Below are 25,975 nucleotides of genomic sequence, written 5' to 3'. Positions count from 1 at the left end.
TCATCTCAAACTCGGTAACGGGTGAAGAGCCTGCCGATCCTAACGGCAGGCTCCGGTTACCCGACCGGGTTTTTGCGTCAGCGGTACGTGACGCCCGCCATCTCCTCCAGCCTGGCGACCCGTTGCTCCATCGGCGGGTGGGTCGAGAACAGCGATGCGATCCCACCGCCCCGCAGCGGGTTGTCGATCATGAGATGCGCCTGGGTGGCGATCTGGCCGTCGGCCGGCAGTGGCAGCGCCTGGGTACCGCGATGAATCTTGCGCAATGCGCTGGCCAGGGCGAGCGGGTCGGCCGTCAGCCTCGCGCCGGACTCGTCGGCCTGATATTCGCGACTACGGCTGATGGCGAGCTGGATCACAGTGGCGGCAAGCGGACCGAGGATGAGCATCAGCAGCAGGCCGGCGATGCCGGGACCGTCGTCGTCATCGGAGGAGCCACCGAGTGGCAGGAAGATCGCCAGCTGGGCAAGCATCGTGATCATGCCGCCGAGCGCGCCGGCGACGCTGGCGATGAGGATGTCGCGGTTGTACACGTGGGACAGTTCGTGGCCGATGACGCCGCGCAGCTCGCGTGGGGTCAGGACGCCGAGGATGCCCTGGGTGACCGCGACCGCCGCGTGTTTCGGGCTGCGGCCGGTGGCGAAGGCGTTGGGTTGCATCGTCGGGCTCACGTACAGCCGGGGCATGGGCTGCCCGGCGGAGGTGGCCAGCTCCCGCACCATCGCGTAGAGGTCTGGCGCCTGCGCCTCGGTGACCGGCTGGGCGTTCATCGCGCGCAGGGCGAGCTTGTCGGAGAAGAAGTAGCTGAACGCGTTCATGCCGAGCGACAGGAACACGGCGACGACCAGACCGGTGCTACCGCCGAGCCAATAGCCGACAAGCAGGATCAGCGAGGTCAGCAGCCCCAACAGGGCCGCCGTCTTGAGACCGTTGAGATGCCTGTGCTGCATATCTTCTACAACACCGCGGCCCGCTGTGTCCCTTCCCCGTGCCGGCTGTGAGCTGCCTGAAACGGCGTCAGCGGAAGAACGCGGCAAGCTCCAGGACACCCTGCGGGGCGAACCCGAGCAGCACCGCGAGGACCGCGGCCACGCCGACAGCCACGCCGACAGGCCAGCCGACCCGCACCCGGGCGCCGGCGGGATGGCCGGATGCGACCTGGACCGCCGGGACTGCGGCGTCGGGAGCGGCCACCGCGGCCGGGGCGGCGAACAGGGTGGCGACGACGCGGACGTAGTACGCGAGGCCGATGACCGCGTTGAGCGCGACGACGACCGCCAGCCAGGCGGCGTCGCCACCGAGCAGGGCCCGGACCACGGCCACCTTGGCGAACAGGCCGGCCAGCCCCGGGGGCAGACCGGCGAGCCCAGTCAACGCGATCACCAGGACCGCCGCCAGCCACGGCGAGCGGCGGGCCAGGCCGCGGTAGTCGGCGACGTCGCCGCCGTCGGCGCTGCCCCGGACCGCGACCACGGCGGAGAAGGCGGAGAACTCGAGGACCACGTAGAAGAGGGCGTAGGCCACGGTCGCCGCGACGACGAGCCCGATCGCGTCGGGGGTGCGACCACCGGAGGCCAGGAGCGCGCCGAGCGGGGCGAGCAGATAGCCCGCCTGCGCCACCGACGACCAGGCGAGCAGGCGGACCATGCGCCGCTGCCGGAGGGCGACGAGGTTGCCGACGGTCATGCTGAGCACGGCGAGGACCGCGAGAGTCAGGCCCGACGTGGCGAGGACCGGGCCGCCGGCGAGCACGCCGACGAGCAGCAGCGCGACGACGCCACCGAGCTTCGAGGCGGTCGACAGGTAGGCGGCGACCGGCAGCGGGGCGCCGTCATAGGTGGCCGGTGCCCAGGCGTGCGCGGGCACCGCGGCCACCTTGAACGCCAGGCCCGCCAGGAGCAGAACCATGCCGACCTTGAGCAGCGGCTGCAGCTGCGGGGCGCTCGCGCCGGCGTGGGAGATGTCGGCGAGGTGCACGCCGCCGGTCGCGGTGTAGACGAGCGCCGCGCCGAGCAGCGCCACGGCCGTCGACACCACGCTGACTACGAAGAACGTGACGGCGGCGGCCGCGCCGGTGGCGGCGCCGCGTCTGATGCCGACCAGCAGATACAGCGGCAGGGTCAGGGTCTCCAGCGCCACGATCAGCGTGATCAGGTCGCGGGCGCCGCCGAGAACGACCGCCCCGGTCAGTGAGCAGGCGAGCAGGAAGCAGTATTCCCCGACGGGCACCTCGCCGGTCCGCAGCAGCGGCAACGACAGCGCGACGGCGCCGAGCGCGAGGACCGCGAAGGCGGCACCGACGGCGGCGGCCGCCGGGTCCGCGACCAGCGAGCACTGGTCGGGCCCGATGCAGAACGCGGTGCGCTGCCCGGCGTCGCCGAGCCCGAGCCCCACGCCGACGGCGGTGGCCGCGGTGGCGATCATGCCGAACGCGGTCGCCCCGACGACGGCGCCGCGCCTGCCGGGCACGAGCAGGTCGACGAGCAGGGCCAGGACGGCGGTGGCGGCGGCGACATACGTCGGCAGGAGCGCGATCTGGTCGATCCTCATCGCCCGACCTCCCCGGCCGGCTCGCGGCCGGCCAACTGGCCAGAAGCCCCCATGAACGGCACCGACGGCCGGATGGCCACCAGTCGACGGTGGTCCGGCGCCGGGCCGGCGTGGCCCACCGAGCGGGCAAGCGGCCGGGTGGCGCAAACCGCAGACACCTGAACACCGAAACCGACCGGCCGGGCAACACCAACCACAGACACCTGAACACCGAAACCGAGCGGCCGGGCGGCACCAACCGCAGGCCCGGCTCGACGTACGTCCTCGCCTGCGGCCGCAGGAACGCCGGGAGCGTGCGGCTGAGCGAGCAAGAACAGGGGCGACCGGGTCGCCGCTCGACCTGCCCCTCGCAGCGGACCGCCCGTCAGCCGGACGCGTGGCACAGCTGGCTGAGCAACCGCCGCAAGGACGCCGGCCCTCCCCCGACCAGCGCGCCGCACTCCAGCCGGACGCGAAGCCGACGTGGAAACCGGACGCAAGGCAGCCCGCGCCACCCGGCGCACCCCGGAGCCGCGAGAACCAGGAGCCAGGTGCACGACCGGACCGGTGAGCAGAGGGAAGGTCATCGGGTGATCACCTCCGCCAGGGCGGCGACCGGGTCGGCGGAGTAGCCGAGGACCAGGGCCGGGACGACGCCGACCGCGAGGGCGAGCGCGATCAGCGGGGACCACGCGACCAGCTCGCCCGGCCGGAGGCGACCCTCGGTGGTGAGGGCGACGACCGGCGGGCTCGCGGCGCCGTGCGTGACGCGGCGCAGCAGGCGCAGGAAATACGCGGCGGCGAGGGCCGCACCGCCCGCGGCGAGGACGCCGAGCGTGGTCCAGAGCGCGCCGCCGCGTTCGAAGGCGGCGACGACGGCGAAGGCCTCCCCCCAGAAGCCGGCCAGGCCGGGCAGGCCGAGGGAGGCGATGGCGGCGAAAGCGAGGACGCCGCTGAGGGCGGGTGCGGTCTCGCGGAGGCCGCCGAGCTGGGCGAGGTCGCCGGTGTGCGCGCGGTCCTTGATCCCACCGGCGACGAAGAACAGCAGGCCGGTGACGATGCCGTGGGCGATGTTGCCGATGAGGGCGGCCTGGAAGCCGGTGGTGGTGAGGGTGGCGACGCCGAGGAGGACGAAGCCCATGTGGCCCACGGACGAGTAGGCGATGAGGCGCTTGAGCTCGGTCTGGGCGAGGCAGACGAGGCCGCCGACGATGATGGCGGCGGTGGCGAGGATCCCGAGGACCGGGGCGCTGCGGGCGGCGGCGTCGGGTGCGACGCCGACGGCGACCCGGAGCAGGCCATAGGTGCCCATCTTCAGCAGGACACCGGCGAGGATGACCGAGCCGACGGTCGGGGCCTCCGTGTGCGCGGCGGGCAGCCAGGTGTGCAGCGGCCAGAGCGGGCTCTTGACCGCGAACGCCGTCGCGAGCAGCACGAACGCGAACAGCTGCAGGCCGCTGCTCATCGGGCGGGTCGCCGGGTCGGTGAGCGCGACGAGGTCGGCGGTGCCGGTGGCGGAGACGACGGTGAAGACCCCGACGAGCAGCAGGACGGATCCGAACAGCGTGTAGAGCACGAACTTGCGGGCCGCGCGGCGGCGATCGGGGCCGCCCCAGACGGCGATCACCGCATACATCGGCAGCAGGACGACCTCGAAGAACACGAAGAACAGCACCAGGTCGAGGGCGAGGAACACGCCGATGATGCCGACCTCGAGGACCAGCAGCAGCGCCACGAGGAGCCGGCCGCGGCCCGGGTCGGGGACCCGCCAGAGGCAATACGCGCAGCAGAGCATGGTCAGCGCGGCGGTGAGCACCACGAGCGGATAGGAGATGCCGTCGACGCCGAGATGGAAGCGCAGGCTGAGGTCGGGCGCCCATGGCACGTCAATCTCCGCCCACGGAACGATGGCGGCCGTGCCGACCGTGGTGGCAGTGGTGGCGCCGGGCAGGAAGAACAGGGCGGCGCCGAAGGTGGCGGCGGCGAACGCGGTGCCGCCGACGCGGGCGGCGCGGTCGAGCCGGGCCGGCATGGCCGCGGCGAACAGCGCGCCGATGGCGGGCAGGATCAGCAGCGCGAGGAGCAGGGTCTGACCGGTGCTCACCAGGACACCCCCACGACCAAGGCGATGGCGGCGGCGAGGATGACCGCGCCGCCGAGGACGGCGCCGGTGGCGCGGGGCAGCCCGGCGGAGTGCGCCCTGGCGAGGAGCCCGCCGGCGCCGGTGGCCCCGGTGCCGGTCGCGGCGACGGCGCCGTCGACGACGCTCTCGTCGGTGCGCCGGGCGAACCGCGCGAGCGCGGTCACCGGGCGGGTGACCAGTGCGTCCTGGACGGCGTCGAGGTAGAACGCGTTGGCGAGGAGCCGGGTGAGCGCGGTGTCGGGCAGGTCTGCGGCCGGGTCCCGGCGCCAGGCGAGCGCGGCACCGGCGAGCAGCAGCGCGAACGGCACCAGCGCGAACGGGCCGATCTCCGTGATGGCCTGGACACCGCCGAGCCGCCGCGCGAAGGCGGCCGACAAGCCGGCGAACCCGAGCAGGACGGTCGGCACCGCGAGGACGAGCAGCGGGCCGCGCATCGCCCACGGTGGCTCGTGCCCGGTGCGGGCGGCGGCGCTGCGGGGCTCGCCGAGGAACGTGCGGCGCCACAGGCGCACGACATAGGCGGCGGTGAGCAGCACGGTGAGTGCGGCGGCGATGAACACTAGCCAGGCGGTCGCCGTGGACACCGGGGCCGCGACGAGGGGCGTGCCGGCGGGGAAGTGCAGGGACTCGCCGCGGGCCGCGTGCCAGGCGGCCTCGACGATCGAGTCCTTGCTGAAGAAGCCGGCCAGGGGCGGGACGCCGGCGAGGGCGGCGAGGCCCGCCGTCATCGTCCAGAACGTGACCGGCATGCGGGTGCGCAGTCCGCCCATGGCGGCCATCAGGTTGGTGCCGACGGCGTGGATGACCGCCCCGGCGGCGAGGAACAGCAGTGCCTTGAACGCGGCGTGGGTGAGCAGGTGGAACAGCGCCGCATCGGGTGCGCCGACGGCGAGGCCACCGGTCATGTACCCCAGCTGGCTGACCGTCGACCAGGCCAGGACCCGTTTGATGTCGTCCTGGCCGAGGGCGGCGAGGGCGCCGAGCAGCATCGTGATCGACGCCATGACGGCGAGCACGGTGAGCGCCGCACCGGAGCGCTCGAACAGCGGATAGAGCCGGGCCACGACATAGACCCCGGCGGCGACCATCGTCGCGGCGTGGATCAGGGCGGAGATCGGGGTCGGGCCGGCCATCGCGTCGGGCAGCCAGGTGTGCAGCGGGAACTGGGCGCTCTTGCCGGCGACGCCGGCGAGCAGCAGCACGCAGGCGGCGGTGACGGTGCCCGCGGACAGGTCGGCGTCGAACACGTCCGCGATGCGGAAACTCCCGGCGCGCAGCCCGAGCAGCACGATGCCGAGCAGGAAGCCGACGTCGCCGACGCGGGTCACGAGGAACGCCTTGACCGCGGCGCGGGGCGCCTCCGGCAGCCGCCGGTCATGACCGATCAGCAGATAGGAGCAGATGCCCATGACCTCCCAGCCGACCAGCAGGGCGATCAGGTCACCGGAGACCACCACCAGCAGCATCGCGCCGGTGAACAGGCTGACCTGCGCGGCATAGGGCGCGTAGCGGTCGTCGTCGTGCAGGTAGGCCACGGAGTAGATCTGCACGCACAGCGCGACCACGCCGACGGCGATCGCGACGAGGCCGGCCGTGCCGTCGAGCCAGGTGCCGAAGGTGACGGTGAGCCGCCCGAAGTCGGCGACGACGATCCCGGTGTCGGCCTCCCGCGCCCCGCGCAGGGCGACGGCGACCGCGCAGATCAGCGCGACGGCCGCGGCGCCGGTGCCGAGCGCCGCGGCGACCCCGCGGCGCTGATAGCGCAGCAGCAGCCCGGCGAGGCCGGCGACCAGGGGAACGGCGGGCAGGGCGAGCCCGAGCAGGTCGACCCTCACCGCGCCACCTCCTGCTCGACGTCGGAGGGGGCGGTGGGAGCAGCGGGAGCGGAGGGGGCGGTCTCGGTGAGCGGCAGCTCCTCGACGTCGACGGAGCGGCGCAGCCGATAGAGCTGGAGGATCAGCGCGAGGCCCACGCCGATCTCGGCGGCGGCGAGCACGATGATGAACAGGGTGAACGACTGGCCGCTGTGCGGCACCAGCGACCGGATCGTCGCGTCGGCGGTGACGAGGACCAGGTTCACCGCGTTGAGCAGCAGCTCGACCGCCATCAGCAGCAGCACGGCGTTGCGCCGGACGATGACGCCATAGACGCCGATGCCGAACAGCAGCGCCGCGATCGTGAACGGCAGGACCGGATGCATCAGCGCCCCCGATCTAGGGTGTCGCCGGAGCGGCCGCCGGCGCTGACGTCGGGGCGGGACACCACGATCGCACCGACCAGCGCGGCCAGCAGCAGCACCGACACCAGCTCGAACGGCAGCACCCAGGTGCGGAACACCGCGCCGCCGATCGCCTCGGCGGTGCCGGGCGCGGGCAGCCCCACCCGGCTCCAGTGGAACGCGTCGATGAAGAGCACCGTGAGGCCGGCGGCGGCGCCGGCGCCGACGAGCGCGCCGGGCCAGCGGACCCGGTCGAGGTCGTCGCTGGCGCCGATCGGCGCGCGGGTCAGCATCACGGCGAACAGCAGCAGCACCACGACGGCGCCGACATAGAGCAGCACCTGGACCCAGGCGAGCAGCTCCGCGGACAGGACGAGATAGAGCCCGGCGACCGCGCCCAGCGTGACGACGAGCCACAGCCCGGCGCGGACCACGTGCCGGGTCGTCACGACCAGCAGGCCCGCGCCCAGCGCGACGGCGCCGAGCGCGGCGAGCAGCACGTCCGCCGCTGTCATCCGGATGCCACCCTCATGGCCGACATCCTGCCATCAGGGTCCGACAGGATTCGACCGGCCGGGCGACAAGACGTAGAAAAACCTATGCGCGGAACCGCGCGACGACCCGGCTCAGCTCCTGCGACATCCCGGCCAGCTCGGCGGCCGCCGACTCGGTCTCCTGCACGCCGGCGCTGGTGGACTGGGCCGCCCGCGCCACCCGGTCGATGCTGGCCGCGATCTCGGTGCTGCCGCTGGCCGCGTTCGCCGCGTTGCGCCCCATCTCGTTCGTCGTCGCGGTCTGCTCCTCGACCGCCGAGGCGATCGTCGTCTGATACCCGTTGACGCTCTCGATGACCTCGCTGATGCGGCTGATCGCGGCCACGGCGCTCGCCGCGTCGGCCTGGATCGCCGAGATCCGCTGGCTGATGTCCTCGGTGGCCTTCGCGGTCTCCTGCGCGAGGTCCTTCACCTCGTTCGCGACGACCGCGAAGCCCTTGCCGGACTCGCCGGCGCGGGCGGCCTCGATCGTCGCGTTCAACGCGAGCAGGTTGGTCTGCGCGGCGATGCTGGTGATCACGTTGATGACGTTGCCGATCTCGGCGCTGGACTCGCCCAGCTTGGCCATCGTGCGGGTCGTCTCGTTGGCGGCCTCCATGGCCTCGTTCGCCACCCGTACGGCCTCGGTGGCGTTCTGCGCGATCTCCCGGATGCTCTCGTTCATCTCGTCGGTGCCGACGGCGACGGTCTGCACGTTGCGCGACACCTCGCCGGCCGCGCCACTGACGGCGGTGGCCTGCTCGGCGGCGTCGTCGACGCCCGCGGCGATGGTGCGGGCCACGCCGGTGAGGCGGGTCGACGAGCCCGCGAGGGACGTGGCCGACGTGCCGACGAGGCGGACCATCTCGGCGATCCGGTCAAGGCTCTCGTTGAGCGCCCGTCCCATCTGACCGACCTCGTCACCGCTGGTCACGTCCATGCGGGTGGTCAGGTCACCGCCGGCGACCTCGTCGAGGACGAGCTTGGCGCGACGCATCGAACGCACGATCGACCGGGCGACGAGCCCGGCGAGCCCCATCGACAGCACGACGCCGAGCACCAGCATGACGATCAGGCCGGTGCGGGCCGCGTCGTACGTGTCGGTGGCGTCCTCGGAGATCGTTTTCGCGTTGGCCTGCTCGATGTCGGCGATCTTGCTGCCGACGTTCTGCTGCGCCTCCAGGATCGCGCCCATGTCGGGGTTGAACAGGGCCCCCATGGCGGCGGGCGGGTTGCCCTGCCGGACGGCCGGCAGGATCTGCTCGTCGCGGATCTTGCGGATCGTGGCCATCTGCCGCGCCAGTTCGTCGGCGAGGGTCTTGCCCTCGGCGGTGTGCCGGCTGGCCAGGTAGTCGGCGTACGCCTGGTCGAAGCTGGCGTCGACCGGTTTGATGTACCCGGACACGATCTGCTCCAGGTTCGCCGGCGGGCTGAGGACCGCGGCGTACATCAGCAGCTGCGTCTCGGTCCAGTGGTTCTGCATCCGCTGCGCGGAGTACCCCGGCGCGCCCGCGGTGGCGTAGACGTCGTCGGTGGCCTGGTTCAGGACGCGCAACCGGGTGATGCCGTAGACACCGACCACCACCGTCACCACCGAGACGAGCAGGAAGCTGATGAAGAGCTTCTGCGAGATCCCCAGCCGGGACATGCCGCCACCTCCGAGCAGTCGGCCGCGCCGTGGGCGCGACTCATCTCTCGGATCGGTCAGGCGGCGCCCTGACCTGAGCGTTTTGCGGCGGCGGTCTGCTCTTTGGCCGGTTCGCCGCGATGGTCGTGGGCCGGCGGGGCGGGCACGGTCGCGACCCACTCCTCCAGCCGGTCCTTCTCGTGCAGCAGGTCACGGATGTCGTGTTCGGCGTATTCGAACTCCGGCGTCCAGTGCAGCGCGTCGAAGGGGCACACCTCGATGCAGATCCCGCAATACATGCAGAGCGAGAAGTCGATCGCGAACCGGTCGAGCACGTTGCGCTGCCGGGCCCGCGCCGCGCCCGGGACGACGACCTCCTCCTTGTGGGAGTCGATGTAGATGCACCAGTCGGGGCATTCCCGGGCGCACAGCATGCAGACCGTGCAGTTCTCCTCGATGAGCGCGATGACGCCGCGGGTGCGCGGCGGCAGGTCGGGCTCGACGTCGGGATACTGCTGGGTGCCGGAGCGCTGGGTCATCGTGCCGAGGGTGACGGCGAGCCCTTTGACGAGGCCCTTACCGGGAAGTTCCATGGGTCCCGTCCAATCTCACAGTGCGACCTTGACCGCGGCGGTGACGACCAGCTGCAGCAGGGCGAGGGGGACGAGGATCAGCCAGCACAGCCGTTGCAGCTGGTCCTCGCGCAGGCGGGGATATGCGACCCGCAGCCAGATCACCACGAACGCGACGGCGAACACCTTGAGCAGTGTCCACAGCCAGCCGAGCTGGTCGTCGAACGGCCCCTTCCAGCCGCCGAGGAACAGCACGGTGGTGAGGGCGGAGATGACGACGATGCCGACATACTCGGCCAGCAGGAAGAAGGCGAACCGCAGGCCGGTGTATTCGGTGAGGTAGCCGAAGACCAGCTCGGAGTCGGCGATCGGCATGTCGAACGGCGGGCGGCGGATCTCGGCGAGGCCGGCGGTGAAGAAGATCAGCATCGCCGGGAGCTGCCACAGCAGCCACCAGGGGCGCCACGCCTCGACGATGCCGGACAGCGACAGCGTGCCGGCGGCCATGGCGACCGACGCCGCCGACAGCACGAAAGGCAGCTCGTAGCCGAGCAGCTGCGCGGCCGCCCGCAGCCCGCCGAGCAGCGAATACTTGTTGGCCGACGACCAGGCGGCCATGAGCACGGCGATCACGCCGATGCCGACGACCGCGAGGACGAAGAACAGCCCCACGTCGAGCGGCTGGGCGACCAGGCCGTGCGGGCCGAGGGGGATCACGAGCAGGACGGCCAGGTAGGGCAGGAGGGCGACGACCGGGGCGAGCCGGAAGACCTGCCGGTCGGCGGCGCGCGGGGTGATGTCCTCCTTCTGCACGAACTTGACCCCGTCGGCGACCAGCTGGGCCCAGCCGTGGAACGCGCCGGCATACATGGGGCCGAGGCGGCCCTGCATGTGCGCCATCACCTTGTGCTCGGCCTGGCCGACGATGAGCGGCAGGGTCAGGAACGCGCCGACGACGACGAGGACCCGCAGGGCCAGCTCCAACCAGATCGGCATCAGACCCGGCCTCCCGGCCATTCGCTGGGGTCGGGGACGCCCGGCGGTCGCATCGGGGCGCGCTTGTTCACGGTGTGCTCGCTCTCCCCCGGCTCCTTCGCGCCCGGCCACGGCTTCGCGACCCGGGAGGCGAGGACGAACTCCTTGCGCAGCGGGTGCCCCTCGAACTCCGGCGGGAGCAGCAGCGGCGTGAGCTGGTCGTTGCCCACGAAGTCGATGTCGAACATCTCGTGCGTCTCGCGCTCGTGCCAGGCGGCGCCCGGATACACCTCGACGACGGAATCAACGGCGGGCGCGACCCGTGGAAGCTCGGTGCGCAGCAGCAGCCCGTGCAGCAGCGACGTCGAATAGACGTGTGCGACCACGGTGAAGCCGCCGGGCAGCTCGTCGACGGCGGACAGCCAGTCGAAGAAGTCGCAGGCCAACTGTGAGCGGGCGATCAGCAACGCGTCGCGCCAGCGCTGCGGCGGCACGTCGACGGTCGGCCGGGCGAAGCGGCCGCCCCCGGCGGACTCGCTGACGGTGGCGCCTTCGCCGAACAGCGCACCGAGCTCCTCGAAATCCACGTCAGGGCCTCCGCACAGGCGGGGCGGTCAGCGCCTTGACGTCGGTCCGGTTGACGCCGCCGAGACCCGACTGCTCCCCCGCGATCTTGTCCTGGAGTTTCATGATGCCGTGCAGGAGCGCCTCGGGGCGGGGCGGGCAGCCGGGGATGTAGACGTCGACGGGGATGATCTGGTCGACGCCCTTGGTCACCGAGTAGGAGTCCCAGTAGGGCCCGCCGCAGTTGCTGCACGCGCCGAAGCTGATCACGTATTTCGGCTCGGGCATCTGGTCATAGAGCCGTTTGACGGCCGGCGCCATCTTGTCGGTGACGGTGCCCGAGACGACCATGAGGTCAGCCTGGCGCGGCCCGTGCGCGAACGGGATGACGCCGAGGCGCATGAAGTCGTGCCGCCCCATCGAGGTGGCGATGAACTCGATCGCGCAGCAGGCGAGACCGAAGTTGAACACCCACAGCGAATAGCGGCGCCCCCAGTTGAGCACGAACTTGATCGGGTCGCCCAGGACACTCGACATATACGTCAGCCTACGCTCGTCGGCCGCTGCAACAGACTGAGGAACGCGACCAGTAACTGCTCGCGCACGGCCGGTGGCGCCGCGTTCAACAAGGAATTGATCACGGCCATACGTGCAGGCAGCACCGACGAACCGGACCCGACCCCGAGCGCCGATGCCAGCGACGAGACGTCGCCGACCAGGGAGAAGATCCCGTCGGGTAGTTCGACGGGCCCGAGCGCGCGGGCGGCGTCCACGGATGCGGCGAGGTCGGCGGCGAACTCGGCCACCCTCGGTGCGACGGATGCCGTCACCGTCAGGTGTACCGACGGCGCAATGTCCCCGTGCCGGAACTGTGGCTGCGTGTGCCAGCCGCGGGCGGCGAGCTCGTCGGCCAGGACGAACAGGTCGACGTCCGTGGACTGGAACGCGACCACCGTCGACTCGACCGGCAGCAGCGCCAGGCCGTCGACGGCTGACACCGCGGCGGCCAGGCCACGCACCGCGGTCCGGGTCGTGTCGGCCAGCGCCAGGTAGCCGTCGTCGCCGAGGTGCCGCAGCGTCGCCCAGGCGGCCGCGATCGGCCCGCCGGAGCGGGTGGAGGAGATGACGGGGTTGACCATCGTGTAGCCGGGCCAGTCGGCGTACCCGAAGTACTGCGGCAGGCGCAGCGCCTCGTCGCGGTGCAGCAGGACGGAGACGCCCTTCGGCGCGTACGCGTACTTGTGCAGGTCGACGGAGATGCTGGTGACGCCCGGGACGGACAGGTCGAACGGCGGGACCGGCTCGCCGAGGCGTCGCAGGAACGGCAGCGTCCACCCGCCGAAGCAGGCGTCGACGTGGCAGCGGACCCCGGCGGCGGCGGCCGCGGCCGCGATCGGCTCGACGGGGTCGACGAGGCCGTGCGCGTAGGACGGCGCCGAGCACGCCACGAGCACCGTGGAGGGTCCGATCGCGGCGGCCACCGCGGCAGGATCGACACGGAGGTCGGCGCCCACCGGTACCACATCCAACGCCACCCGAAGGTAGGCCGCGGCCTTGGCGAGCGCGGCGTGCGCGGTGACCGGCATCACCAGGCGCGGTTCGGCGATGTGGGGCGCGCCGTCGCGGGCCGCCTTCACGGCAAGGATCAGCGACTCGGTGCCGCCGCTGGTGACGCTGCCGACCGTGTCCGGTCCGCCGCCCAGGACGGCGGCGGCCATGCCGACGAGGTCGTTCTCCATCCGCAGCAGCGACGGGAACGCGGTCGGGTCGAGCCCGTTGACGTGCGCGGACGTCGCGTACGCGGCGGCGGCGAGCTCGTCGAGGCCGGACACGGCCGGGTCGTAGACGTAGGCGAACAGCCGCCCGCCGTGCGTCGGCAGGTCCCCCTTGCGCAGCTCGGCCAGCTCCTGCAGGACCTGCTCGGCCGGAATGCCCTTCACGAAACCCCCTCGGTCAGACGCCGCTCGTCCAGGTCGTAGCCTCGCAGACCGATGAGTGCCGATGCCACGACGACGGCCGGCACGAGGGTGAACCCGATGAGCACGCCGACCTTCGCGGTGCCGGACTGGGCCGCGGCCTCACCGGACGAGCTGGACACGTAGCCGAAGGCGGCGAGCAGCACCGCGAAGATGCCGGGGCCGAGCGCCATGCCGAACGTCTCGCCCGCCGTCCACAGGCCGGTGAAGACGCCCGCCTGGCGCCGCCCGGTGCGCTGCGCGTCGAACGCGATGCAGTCCGGCAGCATGGCCATGCCGAAGACCTGCTGGCCGGCGTACCCGCTGCCGACCAGCCCCGTCAGCACGTACACGGCGACGGCCGGCAGGAACGGGGCGAGGGCCAGCAGCGCCGCGGCGGCCGCGAACAGCACCGACGCGAACACGTAGGCCTTGAGTTTGCCGACGCGCTGGCCGACCCGCGTCCACAGCGGCATGACCAGCAGCGCCGGGCCGACGAAACACGCGAACAGCAGGGTCGCGCCCGTGTCCGGGGACTCGAGGATCTGCGTGGCGAAGTAGCTGACCCCGGCCAGCATCGTGGCGATGCCCGCGGCCTGCACGACGAAGCAGATCAGCAGCAGCCGGAACGGCCGGTTGGCCCGCACCACCCGCAGCTGCGCGGCGAAGGACGGCTCGCTCGGCAGGACCTTGCCGACCGGGGCGCCGCGGGTGCCGAAGAAGGAGCCGAACGTGCCGACCAGAATCAGCGCGGCGACGAAGACCCCCATCGCCCGGTGACCGGGGATGCCGCCGCCGAACTGTTTCGTCACCATCGGCGACAGCGCGCCGGAGACCAGGATCGCGACCGCGAGGATGGCGACCCGCCAGCTCATGAGCCGGGTCCGCTCGGCGTAGTCGTCGGTCATCTCGGCCGGCATCGCCACGTAGGGCACCTGGTAGAACGCGAACGCGGTCGCCGCGAGCAGGAACATCACGGCCGCGTAGGCGGCCTGGCCGGTGCGCAGCGGCGCGGCGAAGATGCCGGCGAAGAGCACCGCGAGCGCGAGGCCGCCGAGGAGCAGAAATGGTCGCCGGGCACCCATCGAAGTGCGAGTACGATCGGAAATCCTCCCGGCAACCGGGTTGATCAGCACGTCCCACGCCTTCGGCGCCAGCACCAGCAGCCCGGCGACCCCGGCAGCGACGCCGAGGGTGTCCGTCAGGTAGGGCAGCAGCAGCAGCCCAGGCACGGTGCCGAACGCGCCGGTGACCAGCGAACCGAGCGCATAGCCCGCCCGCACACGTCCCGGCAGGACCTGGGTTTGCACGACTGGGGCCATGGTCCACGAATGCTAGCGATCACCATCTCGGAAAGGAACCTCCGCTGTCGACCGCCCTGCTGCCGGCCCACTCGCGTCCCCGGGCAACGGTCCCGGCCGGGGTCGCCGCCGGGCACCCCGCCACGACCGAGGTCGGGTTGCGGGTCCTCGCGGCGGGCGGATCCGCCGCCGACGCGGCCGTTGCCGCGATGCTGGCCGGGTGCGCCACGGAGAGTGTCCTGACCGGCCTGGCCGGCGGTGGGTTCGCCACCTACTTCGACGCCGCCACCGGCGCCACCACCTGCCTCGACTTCTTCTGCGCGGTCCCCGGCCTGGACAGCACCGCCCCGGCGGCGCCGATGGTGCCGATCAAGATCTCCTTCGGTGGGGTACCGCAGCAGTACGAGATCGGTGCCTCCAGCGTGGGCGTGCCCGGCATCCCCGCCGGTGCCGGCGAGATCCACCGCCGGTGGGGCCGGCTGCCGTGGCAGCGGGTCGTCGCGCCGGCGCTCAACCTGGCCCACAGCGGGGTGCTCCTGCCGGGCCCGCATGCGCGCACCCTGGTGTCGCTGGCACCGGCGATGCTGCCCGGGTTCGGAGCGACCGTGTACGCGCCGGAGGGCCGCCTGCTCGAGGGCGGCGAGCTGCTGCACCACCCCGGGTTGGACACCGCATTCGGGATCCTGTCCTCGGAAGGGCCGGCCGCCTTCTACACCGGGCCGGTCGGGCAGCTGATGCTCGCGCAGGTCCACGCCGGCGGCGGCGTGCTGAGCGCCCGCGACCTGGCCTCCTACCGGGTGCTGCAGGTGCCGGTCGCCGCCGCGCCGTTCGGACCCTATCGGGTGTTGGCGCGGTCGGACCTGAACGAGACCATTCGCACCATTGCCGCGTTGCCGACCGGATTCTCGCCGCTCGAGCTTGCCGACGCGCTCCTGGTGTACGGCTCACAGCGGCTGGGCGACACGACGAACATCTCGGTCGTGGACGGCTCGGGCAACGCCTGCGTGATCACCATGACGCTCGGCATCGGCGCCGGGGTGTGGCTGCCCGGCCTCGGTGTCCACCTCAACTCCATGCTCGGCGAGGGCGAGCTCATCCGGCCCGGCACGCTGCCCGGCGAGCGGATGGCGTCGTGCATGAGCCCGACCGTGGTCCTGGACGGCGCCGACGGTCTCGTGATGGCGATCGGCTCGGCCGGCGCGACCCGCATCCGGACCGCGCTGATCCAGACCCTCACCAATGTCCTGGTGCACGGCGACGACATGACGACCGCGATCCGCCGCCCCCGCTTCCACCCGGTGTCGGTCGACGGCGCCCGCAGCGTGCACGTCGAGCCCGGCTGCGACCCCACGCCCTTCGCCGCCGCCGGTTATACGGTGCGGCAGTGGGACCGGCTCGATCACTACTTCGGCGGGGTCAGTGCCGTCGGCCTGGCCGGCGCGGCCGGCGACCCGCGCCGCGGTGGCGTGGGGCGCCTGCTACAGCAGCACTAGATCGTCGCGGTGGACGACCTCCCGCTCGTACGCCGGACCCAGCGCGGCCGCAAGCTCCCCGGTCGAGCGGCCCAGCAGCGGCGGCAGCTCCGTCGCGTCGTAGTTGACCAGGCCCCGGGCGATCGGCACCCCACCGATGTCGACCAGGTCCACCGGATCCCCCGCCGCGAACCTGCCGTCCACCGCGGTGATCCCGGCCGGCAGCAGCGAGGCGTGCCGCTGGATGACGGCCTGCACCGCGCCCGGGTCGAGGTGCAGCCGGCCGCGCGGGCTGGTCGCGTGCGCGAGCCAGAACAGCCGCGCCTGCGGCCGCTTCCGCAACTGGTGGAACAGCGTGCCTACCGGCTCCCCCGCCAGGACCGCTCCCGCGTTGGGCGCGGACGTCAGCACCACCGGGATGCCGCTGGTCGTCGCGATCCTCGCCGCCTCGACCTTCGTGACCATGCCACCGGTGCCGACCCCGGCCTTGCCGGGCCGCTTCACGTCGATCCGCGCCAGGTCGTCCGGCGAGCGCACGTCGGTCACGGCGGTCGAATCCGGTAATGACGGGTCCCCGGTGTAGAGGCCGTCGACGTCGGACAGCAGCACCAGCAGGTCCGCGTGCACCAGCGAGGCGACCAGCGCCGCCAGCCGGTCGTTGTCGCCGAACCGGATCTCCTCCGTGGCCACGGTGTCGTTCTCGTTGACGATCGGGATGGCCCGCAGGTCCAGCAGCCGCCGCAGGGTCCGGTACGCGTTGCGGTAGTGCACCCGCCGGGTCACGTCGTCGACGGTCAGCAGCACCTGCCCGACCACCCGTGCGTGCCTGGCGAACGCGTCGTTGTACGCCCGCATGAGCAGCCCCTGCCCGACGCTCGCCGCGGCCTGCTGCGTCGCGAGATCCCGCGGCCGCCGCGACAACCCCAGCGGCGCCAGCCCGGCCGCGATCGCCCCTGACGACACGAGGACAACCTCCGCCGGGCTTCCCGCAAGCGCGTCGACGAGCGCATCGACCCGCTTGGCGTCCAGGCCACCGGCCGCGGTGGTCAACGACGACGACCCGACCTTGACCACGATCCGTCGAGCCTCGGTGACCTGTTCCCGCACGCCGCCTATCTTGCCGCCTCGCCCGCCTCGGCCCACGGTAGGTTCCCATATCGTGGCCGATGACGACTATGCCGAACTGGTCCTCACCGTGGTCGAACGCATCCCACCGGGGCGCGTCATGTCCTACGGCGCGATCGCCGAATACCTGGGCCGCGGCGGCCCCCGCCAGGTCGGCGCGGTGATGTCCCACTACGGCGGCGGCGTCCCCTGGCACCGCGTCGTGGCCGCCAACGGCCGCCTGGTCCCAGGCCACGAGCAGGAGGCCCTCCGCCGCCACAAGCTGGAGGGCACTCCGCTGAAGTCGGACAAGGTCGACATGCGCCGTGCCGTGTGGTGGCCCGAGGACGACCCCACCGACCCCGCCCCGGCTCCGGAGTAACGCCGCGATCTGTCCTGACGGCCCGGCCACGATCGAAGGTCAGGGTCGACGCCCGTGACCAAACAGGCTCCTTGGCGTGCCGCTGGGCCGAGCCGCACCCGGGCGCCACAACCCAGTGGATCCCGCAACCCGGTGGATCCCTGTTCCTCGGCGATCAGTGATCCACCGGGTTGTGAGGGCCGCGCGACGGGCAAGCAGCGCGCGACGTGCGAACGTCGAGTCGATCGCGGCCAGAGCATGCAGGCGAGCCGTGGCAGCGGGCAAAGAGGTGCGGAGGCTGACGCCAGCGGCGAACGGCCCTGGTGGTCAACGAGAACATGGCGAAGGACCCATGCCGGACAGGCCGAGCGGACGCGGACAGTGCGCAAGGACCACCGCCAGGTGGTGGGCAACGAGCGTGGCGAAGGACCGTGCCGCACAGGCCGAATGGAAGCGGACAGTGCGCAAGCACCACCGCCAGCCGGCACGGGACCGCTGCCAGCGAGCGGGCCAAAGGCAGCGGACCGGCCAAAGGCGGCGGGCGGGCCGGTGGCGGTCAACCCGAAGGGCGGCGACCGGCGGGCGGCAAACCGGGCAGGGCGCACGAACCGGCAGGCCCGGCGAACAGCGGAGTGGCCGACCGGGTCAGGCGGACAGGGCCAGGGCGAACGGCAACACTCCCGGAGCGCCGGCCCGGCACAGCAGGCGGGCGGCGATGGCCATGGTCCAGCCGCTGTCGACCAGGTCGTCGACGAGGAGGACCGGGCCAGGCAGGGAGGAGAGCTGGGCGGCGAGGGCGGGCGGGACGGTGAAGGCGTCATGCAGGGCGCGGACCCGCTGGGCGCTGTTGGTGCGGGAGGCGGCGTCCGCGGCGTGGGCTGGCTCGATGGTGCCGAGCAGGGGCAGGTGGCCGACGGCGGCGATGCGGGTGCCGAGGGAGTGCAGGAGCGTGGGGGTGCTCTGCGAGCCGAGGATGACGACGCCGGCGGGGCGGGTGGGCCAGCGGTCGTCGCCCTTCGCCCACTCGGTGAGCGTGGCGACGACGCCGGTGAAGATGTCGTCGGGGAGTGCGGCGTCGGGGGCGGCGAGGAGCTTGCGGAGCTTGTCGCCCCAGCCGAGATCGCTGAGCCGGCCGATGGCGCGGCCGGGGAGGGCCTGCTCAGCCGGCGGGATCTTGCCGGTGAGGGGGACGCCGATGGCGGAGAGGCCGGTCGGCCACATGCGGCGGGGGGTGATCTCGACGCCGGTGCGGCCGAGGTGGGCGCGGGCCGAGGCGAGGGCGGCCGGGGAGACGGCGTCCGGATACCAGATGCCGGCGCAGTTGTCGCAGCGGCCACAGGGGGCGGCGCCGGGGTCGTCGAGGGTCTCGCGGAGAAACTCGAGGCGGCACCTGGTCAGCGCGGCATAGTCGCGCATCGCGTCCTGCTCGGCGGCGCGGGCGGCGGCAATGCGGTCATAGCGCTCGGTGTCGTGGCGCCAGGGCATGCCGGTGGACTCCCAGCCGCCGCGGACGCGGTGGACGGCGCCGTCGACGTCGAGGACCTTGAGCATCAGCTCGAGGCGGGTGCGGCGCAGCTCGACGCGGGTCTCGAGGGCGGCGGTGGACAGGGGGCGGCCGGCCTCGGCGAGGGTGTCGAGGACGGCGCGGACCTGCGGCTCGGGCGGGAAGGCCAGGGACGCGAAATAGCGCCAGATGGCGAGGTCCTCGGTGCCGGGCAGGAGCAGCACGTCGGCCTTGTCGACGGCGCGGCCGGCGCGGCCGACCTGCTGGTAATAGGCGATCGGGGAGGACGGGGCGCCGAGGTGCACGACGAAGCCGAGGTCCGGCTTGTCGAAGCCCATCCCGAGCGCGGACGTGGCGACGAGGGCCTTGATCCGGTTGGCGAGGAGGTCCTCCTCCGCGGCGAGACGGTCGGCGCCCTCGCTCTGCCCGGTGTAGGCGGCGACCTCGTAGCCGCAGGCGCGCAGGTAGGCGGCGGTCTCGTGGGCGGCGGCGACGGTCAGCGTGTAGATGATCCCGGAGCCGGTGAACGCGCCGAGGTGCTCGCCGAGCCAGGCGAGCCGGTGCGGTGCCGACGGCAGGGTCAGGGAGCCCAGGCGCAGCGACTCGCGGTCCAGGGAGCCGCGCAGGACGAGGGCGTCGCCGAGCTGCTCGGCGACGTCGGCGGTGACGCGGGCGTTGGCGGTGGCGGTGGTCGCCAGGACCGGGGTGTCGGGGGCGAGGTCGAGCAGGAGGGTGCGCAGCCGCCGGTAGTCGGGGCGGAAGTCGTGGCCCCAGTCGGAGACGCAGTGCGCCTCGTCGACGACGAGCAGGCCGGTGGTCGCGGCGAGCTTGGGCAGCACGTTGTCGCGGAAGTCGGGGTTGTTGAGCCGCTCGGGCGAGACGAGCAGGACGTCGACGCCGCCGGCGGCGATCTCCGCGGTGATCTGGTCCCACTCCTCCAGGTTGGCGGAGTTGATCGTGCGGGCGGTGATGCCGGCCCGGGCGGCGGCGTCGACCTGGTTGCGCATGAGGGCGAGCAGCGGCGACACGATGACCGTCGGGCCGGCGCCGCGGGCCCGCAGCAGGGCGGTGGCGACGAAATACACCGCCGACTTGCCCCACCCGGTGCGCTGCACGCACAGCACCCGCCGGTGCTCGGCGACGAGGGCGGAGATGGCCACCCACTGGTCCTCCCGCAGTTCGGCGGAAGGACCAGCGAGCTTCTTCAGGACTTGGGACGCCTCAGATCGCACCCCACGAACCTAGCAACCAGGTATGACACAAACTCACGGCGTGAAGCGAACCGCCGTGCCAGATGCCAGCAGCGGCTGGTTGAACAGGTACTGCGCGGCCACCGTGCCGGCCGCGTTCTCGACGCCGACGGTGGCTCCGTTGCCCTTCTCCACGTCGTTGTCCAGGCCGGAGTAGGAGAACGTCACCACCCCGTCCGAGCCGAACGCCACGGAGAACGTCACCCGGTTGTGGACGCCGTTGCCGTAGATGTACGGATTGCGCCACTCGATCACCACGGCACCGTTGACCAGCGCCGTGCGGACCGACGCGGAGCCGTCGACCACGAGGTCGTCCCAGAAGGGGTAGACGGTCGCGTTCGGCGCCGCGGTCGACGGCAGCGCGGAGTGCTCCACATAGGCGCCGCCCGGGTTGACGAACGAGACCTTGCCGTTGGTGTCGATCCAGGCCGTGGTGTAGGTCTGCCCGTACAGCGTGACCGGCCCCGGCAGGGTGACCTGCTGGATGTTGTCGTCGCCGGTGAGCGTGAGCACCGTGGCGTCGGCGGGGACGAACGGGGTCGCGACGGTCGTGATCCCGTAGTTCCCGGGCGGCGGCGGGGGTGCCGGCAGCGTGAGGTTGACGGTCTCGGCACCGTCGACGGTGACCGCGGCCGACACCGTCTGCCCGTTTGCGGCGGCGGTCACGGTGTACGACCCGTAGGCCACGTCCGCGAAGCTGTACCCGCCCGATGCGTTGGTGGTGGCCGTCGTGCCGGCCGTGAGGGTCACGGTGGCCCCGGCCACGGCGCCGCCGCCGGCGACCGTCACCGTGCCGCTGACCGTCCCGGTGGACGGCGGCGGCGGGGGCGGCGGGGTCGTCCCGCCCGGGGCGGTGAAGACGACCGCCCGGCCGGACAGCAGCTTCGGCGTGTTCACCGAGTACGCGAGGCCCACGGTGCCGTCGGCGTTCTCGATGCCGACGGTCGCCGCGTTGCCCTTCTCGATGTCGTTGTCGAGGCCGGCGTAGTTGGTGATCACGTCACCGTTCTCGGACAGGATCGCCTCGAAGGTGATCCGCCGGCTGGTGCTGCCGTAGATGTAGCCGTTACGCCATTCGACGACGAACTGGCGGTTGGGTGCGGTGCCGGTCGTGGTCGTGCGCACCGACGCGCTGCCGTCCATGACGAGGTCGTCGTGGAAGGCGTAGACGGCCGCGTTGGCCAGCGCGGGGTTCGGCAGCGTCGTGTTGTCCCACTTGTACCCGTTGGGGTTGACCAGGCTCACGAGGCCGTTCGTGTCGATCCAGGCGGTGCTGTAGGTCTGGCCGTACAGCTTGACCGGGAACGGCAGGGAGATCTGCTGCACGGCGTCGTCGCCGGTCAGGGCCAGCACCGTCGTGTCGGCGTTGACGAATGGCCTGGTCGAAGTGGTGCAGACGTAGCCGAAGCTGTCCGAGCACGTCCCACCGCCGGTCGCGGTGTAGGTGGCGGTGTAGGTCGCCGCCGTGGTCGGCGCGGTGATCACCTGCGTGGCGGCGCCGCCCTGGCTCCACGACCCGAACGTGTACTGGGTGCCGTTGAGCGTCTGCGGCGTCGGCGCGGAGACCGTCTGCGTCGACTTCTGGATGACGGTTGCGACGAACGGGGTGACGCCGGAGACCGAGCCGACGGTGACGTTGAGCCCGCTCGGCACGGAGTTGAACGTCATGGTCGCCGTCTTCGGGTCCAGCCGGCGGCTGACCGTCGTGCTGAGCCCGCTGCTGTCCGTCGCCGTGAGCCGTAGCTCCACATAGGACGGGTACTCGTGGTCGGGTCCGACGAAGGAGCCGGACGCGCCGTCGACCTCGCTGATGTAATGCTGGTGGCAGTTGTCGGGGGTGGCGCAGTGCTGCAGGATCAGCTGCCAGTGCAGGTTCGCCGCAGGGACCGTGCCGTCCTGGGCGTCGGTGGCGTGGCCGGTGAAGCTGACGGTGTCGTTCGTGGCCCACGTGAAGCCGGCGGCCGGGGTGTCGATCACCGGCACGGGCGCGTCGGATCCGACGAGGATCTGCAGTGTCTTGGTGTCGGACAGCCCGCCCGCGTCGGTGACCCGTAGCTTGGCTGTGTAGTTCCCGGCCGTGGTGTACGTGTAGCTCGCCGCCGGCCCGGTCGCGTCATAGGTGCCGTCGTTGGTGAAGTCCCACTGGTACGTGAGGACGTCACCGGCGTTCGGGTCGCTGGTGCCGGCGGAGGTGAACTGCACCGCGAGCGGCGGCGCGCCCGAGGTCTTGTCGGCGCCGATCACCGCCGCCGGGGGCTGGTTGCCGGCGCTGTAGTTGATCCGCCGCACCGTGCCGCCGTCGATGTCCACGTAGTACAGGTCGCCGCCGGGCCCGATCTCCAGGTCCACGGGGCCGGCCGCGCCGGGTGCGAAGGTCTGGATCTTGCTCGGGTCGGGGGTGCCGTTCGTCGGGAGCATCGCGTAGATGCAGCGGCGGGCGTAGTCACCCCAGAAGAGCGCGCCCTGGTACTGGGCGGGGTAGCTGCCGCCGGAGGTCGGGTAGAACGCGACGCCGGTCGGGCTGGAGCCGCCGGTCGGGCAGCCGTCGTTGTCGTTGACCTGCTGGTGGTGCCCGTACGTGTAGACCGGCCCGGTCGCGATGTTGGTGTTGTACAGCGTGGTGCACAGGCTCAGGTTCGCGTCGCGGTAACCGGGCTGCTGCGAGTTGCCCTCCATGCACGGCCAGCCGAAGTTGGTGACGGGCGTGGCGAGGGGGTTGGGCAGCCGGTTGATCTCCTCCCAGGTCCGCCAGCCGACGTCACCGATCCAGATCTCGCTGGTGCCGGGCTTGAAGGTCCAGCGGAAGGGGTTGCGCAGGCCGTACGCCACGATCCGCCGGGCGTTCGGGTCGGTGGTCGCGTTGTAGAGCGGGTTGTCGGTCTTGGCCGCGCCGGTGACGGGGTCGACGCGGATGATGGTGCCGCTCAGCCCGGTCGGGTCGCCCAGGGTCCGCACGTCCTGGGAGCGCAGGGCGCCGCCCTCGGAGTTGGGCGGGCTGAGCGCCGCGCCGACGCCGCCGGGCGGGTCGCCGCACGGGTTGACCGGGTTGCCCTGCTGGCCCCAGTCGGTGAAGACCGGGCTGGCACCCTCGCCGCCGCTGACGTAGAGCGCGCCGTCGGGGCCGAAGCGCACGTCGCCCATCGAGTGGGTCTCGAACTGCTGGCACCAGTCGTTGATGAGCACCTGCTCGGTGCCGGTCCAGGTGTTGCCGCTGGCAGTGAGTTTCGACAGCCGCCCGCTGACGATGCAGCCGGTGCCGGGGGTCGGGCAGGTGTCGCCGATGTCGAGGCCGCCGCCGATCGGCGTGGTCGTGGTGTACGTGACGTACACCGACGGGTTCGACGGGAAGTTCGGCGGCAGCGCCAGGCCGAGCAGGCCCTTGTCCTCGTTGTCGTGCACCCGCCCGCTGAGGTCGGCGAACAGGGTCGGCGTCGGGTCGGACAGGCTGTCGTAGACCTGGATCGTGCCGCCCTTCTCCGCGACGAAGACCCGGCCGTCGGGGGCGAACACCAGCTTGGTCGGGTGGGTCAGCCCGGACAGCACGATCTGCTCGGAGAAGCCGTTCGGCAGCGTGGTCGCCGCGCCGGCCGACTGCGGCGCGGTGAAGGCCGCCGATGCGGGCACGCAGAGCGCGAGCACGAGGCCCAAGGTCAAACGAGAGCGGCGACGACGCCTCATGCGAGCACTCCTGGATGCGGACGCGCTGGGGGAACAGCCAGTAGATGTCCCCTGTCCGATCGATGCTGTCGCCAAGCTGACTGGCGCGCCTCGTCCGTTAGGACACAAACAAGACCGTCGTAGCCGGTCCGCACGGAGTTGATCAGCAGTTCGCGATCACGTCATCACTTCCCGTGCCGATCGATCCCCTTCGGGGTCATCCCGCGGCGTAGTCCGGGCGGCCGTAGCCCACGATCGGGGCGTAGTCGAGCAGCCGCATCGAGATGCGTTCGCCGGCGCGCGGCGCCTCGACGACCCGGCCGTCACCGATGTACATGCCGACGTGACTGACGTCCTTGTAGTAGAAGACGAGGTCGCCGGGGCGCAGGTCTTCGCGCTTGATCGGGGTGACCGTCTTCTTCTGCCGGGCCGCGTTGTGCGGCAGGACCACGCCGGCCGCCTTCCACGCCGCCATCGTCAGTCCGGAGCAGTCGAACGTGTCGGGGCCGTCGGCGCCCCACCGGTACACCTTGCCGAGCTGGGAGAAGGCGTAGCGGACCGCGCGGCCCGCGGCGTCGTCGGTGAAGACCGGCACGTAGCCGTCGTGCAGGGCCCCGGAGGGAGTGCGGGCGCCGCGCGCCGCACGGTCGCCGCCGAGCCGCTTGACCTGCGCCTCGATCGTCGCCTTGCGCTGGCCGAGCTCCTGCTGCTGGGCGCGTTGCCGGACCTTCAGGCCGTTGAGCTCGTCGTGCTCCCGCTGCAGGGCGTCCTTGTCGGCCTTGAGCCGGCGCAGCGCGTCGGTACGACGGCGCTGCAGGTGATCGAGCGTGGCCAACTGGTCCATGAACGACCCGGGCGACGGCGCGCTGATGAGCACCGCGGTGCTGGTGACGGCGCCGCTGCGGTAGAGCGCGGCGGCGACCTCGTCGGTGTCGCGCTGCGCGGCGTCGACGCGGGCCTGGAGCGGGCCGGTGCGGGAGTTCACCCGTTCGAGCTGGGCGTCGGTGGTGCGCAGATCGTCCCGGACGGCGTTGAACCGCTCGATGACACCTTCGAGCTCCTGCCACGCGGTCGCCAGCTGGCGTTGCCGGTCCGTGACCGGGTCCGCGTGCCCGGCGCCGGGCGCGGCGAGCGCGCCGACGGCGAGCCCGGCGACGAGCGCTGCGGCGGCGAGTACGGCGGTGCTACGCGAGTTCCGGATTGACCCCACGTTCCACTAACGAAACATTTTGGACAAACGTCACCAAATGTCCCCCGGTGGAGTGGTAGGACGGGACGACGGTTACGGTCTTTGGCATGAAGGGCCCGGTCGTCGCTGGTGGACTCGTGTTGGCGCTGCTCCTGGGCTTCGTGATCGCGAGGTCGACGGCGAACGAGTCGCCGCCGGCCGCCGCCCCGACCGCCATCCCCTCGCACTCCCACGGCGGCGCCACCGCGGGCGACCTCGGCGGGCTGTCGCTCAGCGCCGGTGGCTTCACCCTCGTCCCGTCGACCACGACGTTCGGCGCAGGTGCGGCGGCGCAGCCCTTCACGTTCCGGGTGCTCGGCCCGGACGGCAAGGCGGTCACCCGCTTCGTGCTCAACCACGAGAAGCTCATGCACCTGGTGGTGGCGCGGCACGACCTGTCCGGCTTCCAGCACCTGCACCCGGAGATGGCGCCGGACGGCACCTGGTCGGTGCCGCTGAGCCTGCCGTCCCCCGGCATCTGGCGGATCTACACGGACTTCGTCACCTTCGACCCGACGGGCACACAGACGCCGGTCACGCTCGCGGTCGACGCCACGGTCGCCGGGGACTACCGGCCGGTCACGCTGCCCGACCCGGTGCGTACCGCGGAAGCCGGCGGGATGACGGTGACCCTCGAAGGCACGCCCGCGGTCAACGCCACCCAGCCGCTGTCACTGCGGGTCCTGGCGTCGGGCACGCCCGTCACGGACCTGCAGCGCTACCTCGGCGCCTACGGGCACCTGGTCGTCCTGCGCGACGGTGACCTGGGCTACCTGCACGTGCACCCCGAGGACCAGCTCGTCGGCGGGGCGGTCAAGTTCTGGTTGTCGGCGCCCAGCGTCGGCCGCTACCGCCTCTATTTCGAGTTTCAGCGCGGTGGACAGGTCCACCGCGCTGAATTCACCGTCGACGTGCGATAAAGCTGATCAGGCGTCTTCGGCCGTGGCCGGCTCGGCGGCGTCGCTGCCGCCCCGGCCCCGGC

At 72.1% G+C, this 25,975-nt stretch carries 19 protein-coding genes and 1 pseudogene; 3 read left to right on the top strand and 17 right to left on the bottom strand.

Features of this window, described 5'->3' with window-relative positions:
• Positions 1-77: 77 nt before the first annotated feature.
• The 13 genes and pseudogenes from htpX to AB0K00_RS37275 all read right to left on the bottom strand — a co-directional run bounded on the left by htpX (position 78) and on the right by AB0K00_RS37275 (position 14,438).
• Positions 78-950, bottom strand: coding sequence for a zinc metalloprotease HtpX (gene htpX, locus AB0K00_RS37335; protein WP_363530797.1), 873 nt, complete (start codon positions 948-950; stop codon positions 78-80).
• A 67-nt stretch (positions 951-1,017) separates the two neighbouring features.
• Positions 1,018-2,550 carry a proton-conducting transporter membrane subunit gene (locus AB0K00_RS37330; RefSeq protein WP_363530794.1) on the bottom strand — a complete coding sequence of 511 codons (1,533 nt, stop codon included), beginning with the start codon at positions 2,548-2,550 and terminating at the stop codon, positions 1,018-1,020.
• 562 nt (positions 2,551-3,112) lie between these two features.
• Positions 3,113-4,633 carry an NADH-quinone oxidoreductase subunit M gene (locus tag AB0K00_RS37325; RefSeq protein WP_363530792.1) on the bottom strand — a complete coding sequence of 507 codons (1,521 nt, stop codon included), beginning with the start codon at positions 4,631-4,633 and terminating at the stop codon, positions 3,113-3,115.
• Positions 4,630-6,507 carry an NADH-quinone oxidoreductase subunit L gene (locus AB0K00_RS37320; protein ID WP_363530789.1) on the bottom strand — a complete coding sequence of 626 codons (1,878 nt, stop codon included), beginning with the start codon at positions 6,505-6,507 and terminating at the stop codon, positions 4,630-4,632. The genes AB0K00_RS37325 and AB0K00_RS37320 overlap by 4 nt, the downstream gene beginning before the upstream one ends.
• Positions 6,504-6,872 carry an NADH-quinone oxidoreductase subunit NuoK gene (gene nuoK, locus AB0K00_RS37315; RefSeq protein ID WP_363530786.1) on the bottom strand — a complete coding sequence of 123 codons (369 nt, stop codon included), beginning with the start codon at positions 6,870-6,872 and terminating at the stop codon, positions 6,504-6,506. The genes AB0K00_RS37320 and nuoK overlap by 4 nt, the downstream gene beginning before the upstream one ends.
• Positions 6,872-7,405: an NADH-quinone oxidoreductase subunit J gene (locus tag AB0K00_RS37310; RefSeq protein ID WP_363530783.1), complete on the bottom strand. Its 534-nt coding sequence runs from the start codon at positions 7,403-7,405 to the stop codon at positions 6,872-6,874. Before AB0K00_RS37310 ends, nuoK begins: the two co-directional genes overlap by 1 nt.
• Before the next feature lie 82 nt (positions 7,406-7,487).
• Positions 7,488-9,071, bottom strand: a complete 1,584-nt coding sequence (locus AB0K00_RS37305) for a methyl-accepting chemotaxis protein (protein ID WP_363530780.1) — start codon at positions 9,069-9,071, stop codon at positions 7,488-7,490.
• Positions 9,072-9,145: 74 nt separating this feature from the next.
• Positions 9,146-9,643 (bottom strand): annotated as a pseudogene (locus AB0K00_RS37300) (NADH-quinone oxidoreductase subunit I); the annotation flags it as partial.
• 15 nt (positions 9,644-9,658) lie between these two features.
• On the bottom strand, positions 9,659-10,618 hold the full coding sequence (gene nuoH / locus AB0K00_RS37295; protein WP_363530777.1) for an NADH-quinone oxidoreductase subunit NuoH: 960 nt from the start codon (positions 10,616-10,618) through the stop codon (positions 9,659-9,661).
• Positions 10,618-11,184: an NADH-quinone oxidoreductase subunit C gene (locus AB0K00_RS37290; protein ID WP_363530774.1), complete on the bottom strand. Its 567-nt coding sequence runs from the start codon at positions 11,182-11,184 to the stop codon at positions 10,618-10,620. The genes nuoH and AB0K00_RS37290 overlap by 1 nt, the downstream gene beginning before the upstream one ends.
• Position 11,185: 1 nt before the next feature.
• On the bottom strand, positions 11,186-11,698 hold the full coding sequence (locus AB0K00_RS37285; RefSeq protein ID WP_363530771.1) for an NADH-quinone oxidoreductase subunit B family protein: 513 nt from the start codon (positions 11,696-11,698) through the stop codon (positions 11,186-11,188).
• A 5-nt stretch (positions 11,699-11,703) separates the two neighbouring features.
• Positions 11,704-13,101, bottom strand: a complete 1,398-nt coding sequence (locus AB0K00_RS37280) for an aminotransferase class V-fold PLP-dependent enzyme (protein WP_363530768.1) — start codon at positions 13,099-13,101, stop codon at positions 11,704-11,706.
• Entirely contained in the window at positions 13,098-14,438 is a 1,341-nt protein-coding gene (locus AB0K00_RS37275; RefSeq protein WP_363530765.1) for an MFS transporter, read from the bottom strand. The genes AB0K00_RS37280 and AB0K00_RS37275 overlap by 4 nt, the downstream gene beginning before the upstream one ends.
• A 137-nt stretch (positions 14,439-14,575) precedes the next feature.
• Between AB0K00_RS37275 and AB0K00_RS37270 the strand changes: the two genes are divergently transcribed.
• A complete protein-coding gene (locus AB0K00_RS37270; RefSeq protein ID WP_363530762.1) occupies positions 14,576-15,910 on the top strand; it encodes a gamma-glutamyltransferase in 1,335 nt (444 codons plus the stop codon).
• Here AB0K00_RS37270 and proB read toward each other — a convergent pair.
• Complete coding sequence (gene proB, locus AB0K00_RS37265; RefSeq protein WP_363530759.1) at positions 15,896-16,996, bottom strand: glutamate 5-kinase; 1,101 nt, start codon at positions 16,994-16,996, stop codon at positions 15,896-15,898. The two genes, AB0K00_RS37270 and proB, sit on opposite strands and share 15 nt — an antisense overlap.
• Before the next feature lie 52 nt (positions 16,997-17,048).
• Between proB and AB0K00_RS37260 the strand changes: the two genes are divergently transcribed.
• Positions 17,049-17,375 (top strand): MGMT family protein, encoded by a 327-nt coding sequence (locus AB0K00_RS37260; RefSeq protein ID WP_363530756.1) that lies wholly within the window; start codon positions 17,049-17,051, stop codon positions 17,373-17,375.
• 624 nt (positions 17,376-17,999) lie between these two features.
• On the opposite strand, the gene AB0K00_RS37255 is transcribed toward AB0K00_RS37260, so the two are convergent.
• The 3 genes from AB0K00_RS37255 to AB0K00_RS37245 all read right to left on the bottom strand — a co-directional run bounded on the left by AB0K00_RS37255 (position 18,000) and on the right by AB0K00_RS37245 (position 24,975).
• On the bottom strand, positions 18,000-20,090 hold the full coding sequence (locus tag AB0K00_RS37255; RefSeq protein ID WP_363530753.1) for a DEAD/DEAH box helicase: 2,091 nt from the start codon (positions 20,088-20,090) through the stop codon (positions 18,000-18,002).
• 33 nt (positions 20,091-20,123) lie between these two features.
• The gene (locus AB0K00_RS37250) at positions 20,124-23,747 is read right to left on the bottom strand and encodes a PQQ-dependent sugar dehydrogenase (RefSeq protein WP_363530995.1); all 3,624 of its coding nucleotides are present in this window, start codon (positions 23,745-23,747) and stop codon (positions 20,124-20,126) included.
• Positions 23,748-23,982: 235 nt separating this feature from the next.
• Positions 23,983-24,975, bottom strand: a complete 993-nt coding sequence (locus AB0K00_RS37245) for an NlpC/P60 family protein (RefSeq protein ID WP_363530750.1) — start codon at positions 24,973-24,975, stop codon at positions 23,983-23,985.
• Positions 24,976-25,061: 86 nt separating this feature from the next.
• Between AB0K00_RS37245 and AB0K00_RS37240 the strand changes: the two genes are divergently transcribed.
• A complete protein-coding gene (locus AB0K00_RS37240) occupies positions 25,062-25,913 on the top strand; it encodes a hypothetical protein (RefSeq protein ID WP_363530748.1) in 852 nt (283 codons plus the stop codon).
• Positions 25,914-25,975 lie beyond the last annotated feature (62 nt).

The organism is Dactylosporangium sp. NPDC049525 (genome assembly GCF_040676755.1).
Classification (GTDB): Bacteria; Actinomycetota; Actinomycetes; order Mycobacteriales; family Micromonosporaceae; genus Dactylosporangium.
Note: the sequence above shows the minus strand (reverse complement) of the source record. Positions and strands in the feature narration are given on the sequence as shown.

Excerpts from the sequence above, each read along its gene's own strand:
- htpX (WP_363530797.1), bottom strand. The coding sequence starts at position 950 with ATGCAGCACAGGCATCTCAACGGTCTCAAGACGGCGGCCCTGTTGGGG.
- AB0K00_RS37330 (WP_363530794.1), bottom strand. The coding sequence starts at position 2,550 with ATGAGGATCGACCAGATCGCGCTCCTGCCGACGTATGTCGCCGCCGCC.
- nuoK (WP_363530786.1), bottom strand. The coding sequence starts at position 6,872 with ATGCATCCGGTCCTGCCGTTCACGATCGCGGCGCTGCTGTTCGGCATC.
- AB0K00_RS37310 (WP_363530783.1), bottom strand. The coding sequence starts at position 7,405 with ATGACAGCGGCGGACGTGCTGCTCGCCGCGCTCGGCGCCGTCGCGCTG.
- AB0K00_RS37305 (WP_363530780.1), bottom strand. The coding sequence starts at position 9,071 with ATGTCCCGGCTGGGGATCTCGCAGAAGCTCTTCATCAGCTTCCTGCTC.
- nuoH (WP_363530777.1), bottom strand. The coding sequence starts at position 10,618 with ATGCCGATCTGGTTGGAGCTGGCCCTGCGGGTCCTCGTCGTCGTCGGC.
- AB0K00_RS37285 (WP_363530771.1), bottom strand. The coding sequence starts at position 11,698 with ATGTCGAGTGTCCTGGGCGACCCGATCAAGTTCGTGCTCAACTGGGGG.
- AB0K00_RS37275 (WP_363530765.1), bottom strand. The coding sequence starts at position 14,438 with ATGGCCCCAGTCGTGCAAACCCAGGTCCTGCCGGGACGTGTGCGGGCG.
- AB0K00_RS37240 (WP_363530748.1), top strand. The coding sequence starts at position 25,062 with ATGAAGGGCCCGGTCGTCGCTGGTGGACTCGTGTTGGCGCTGCTCCTG.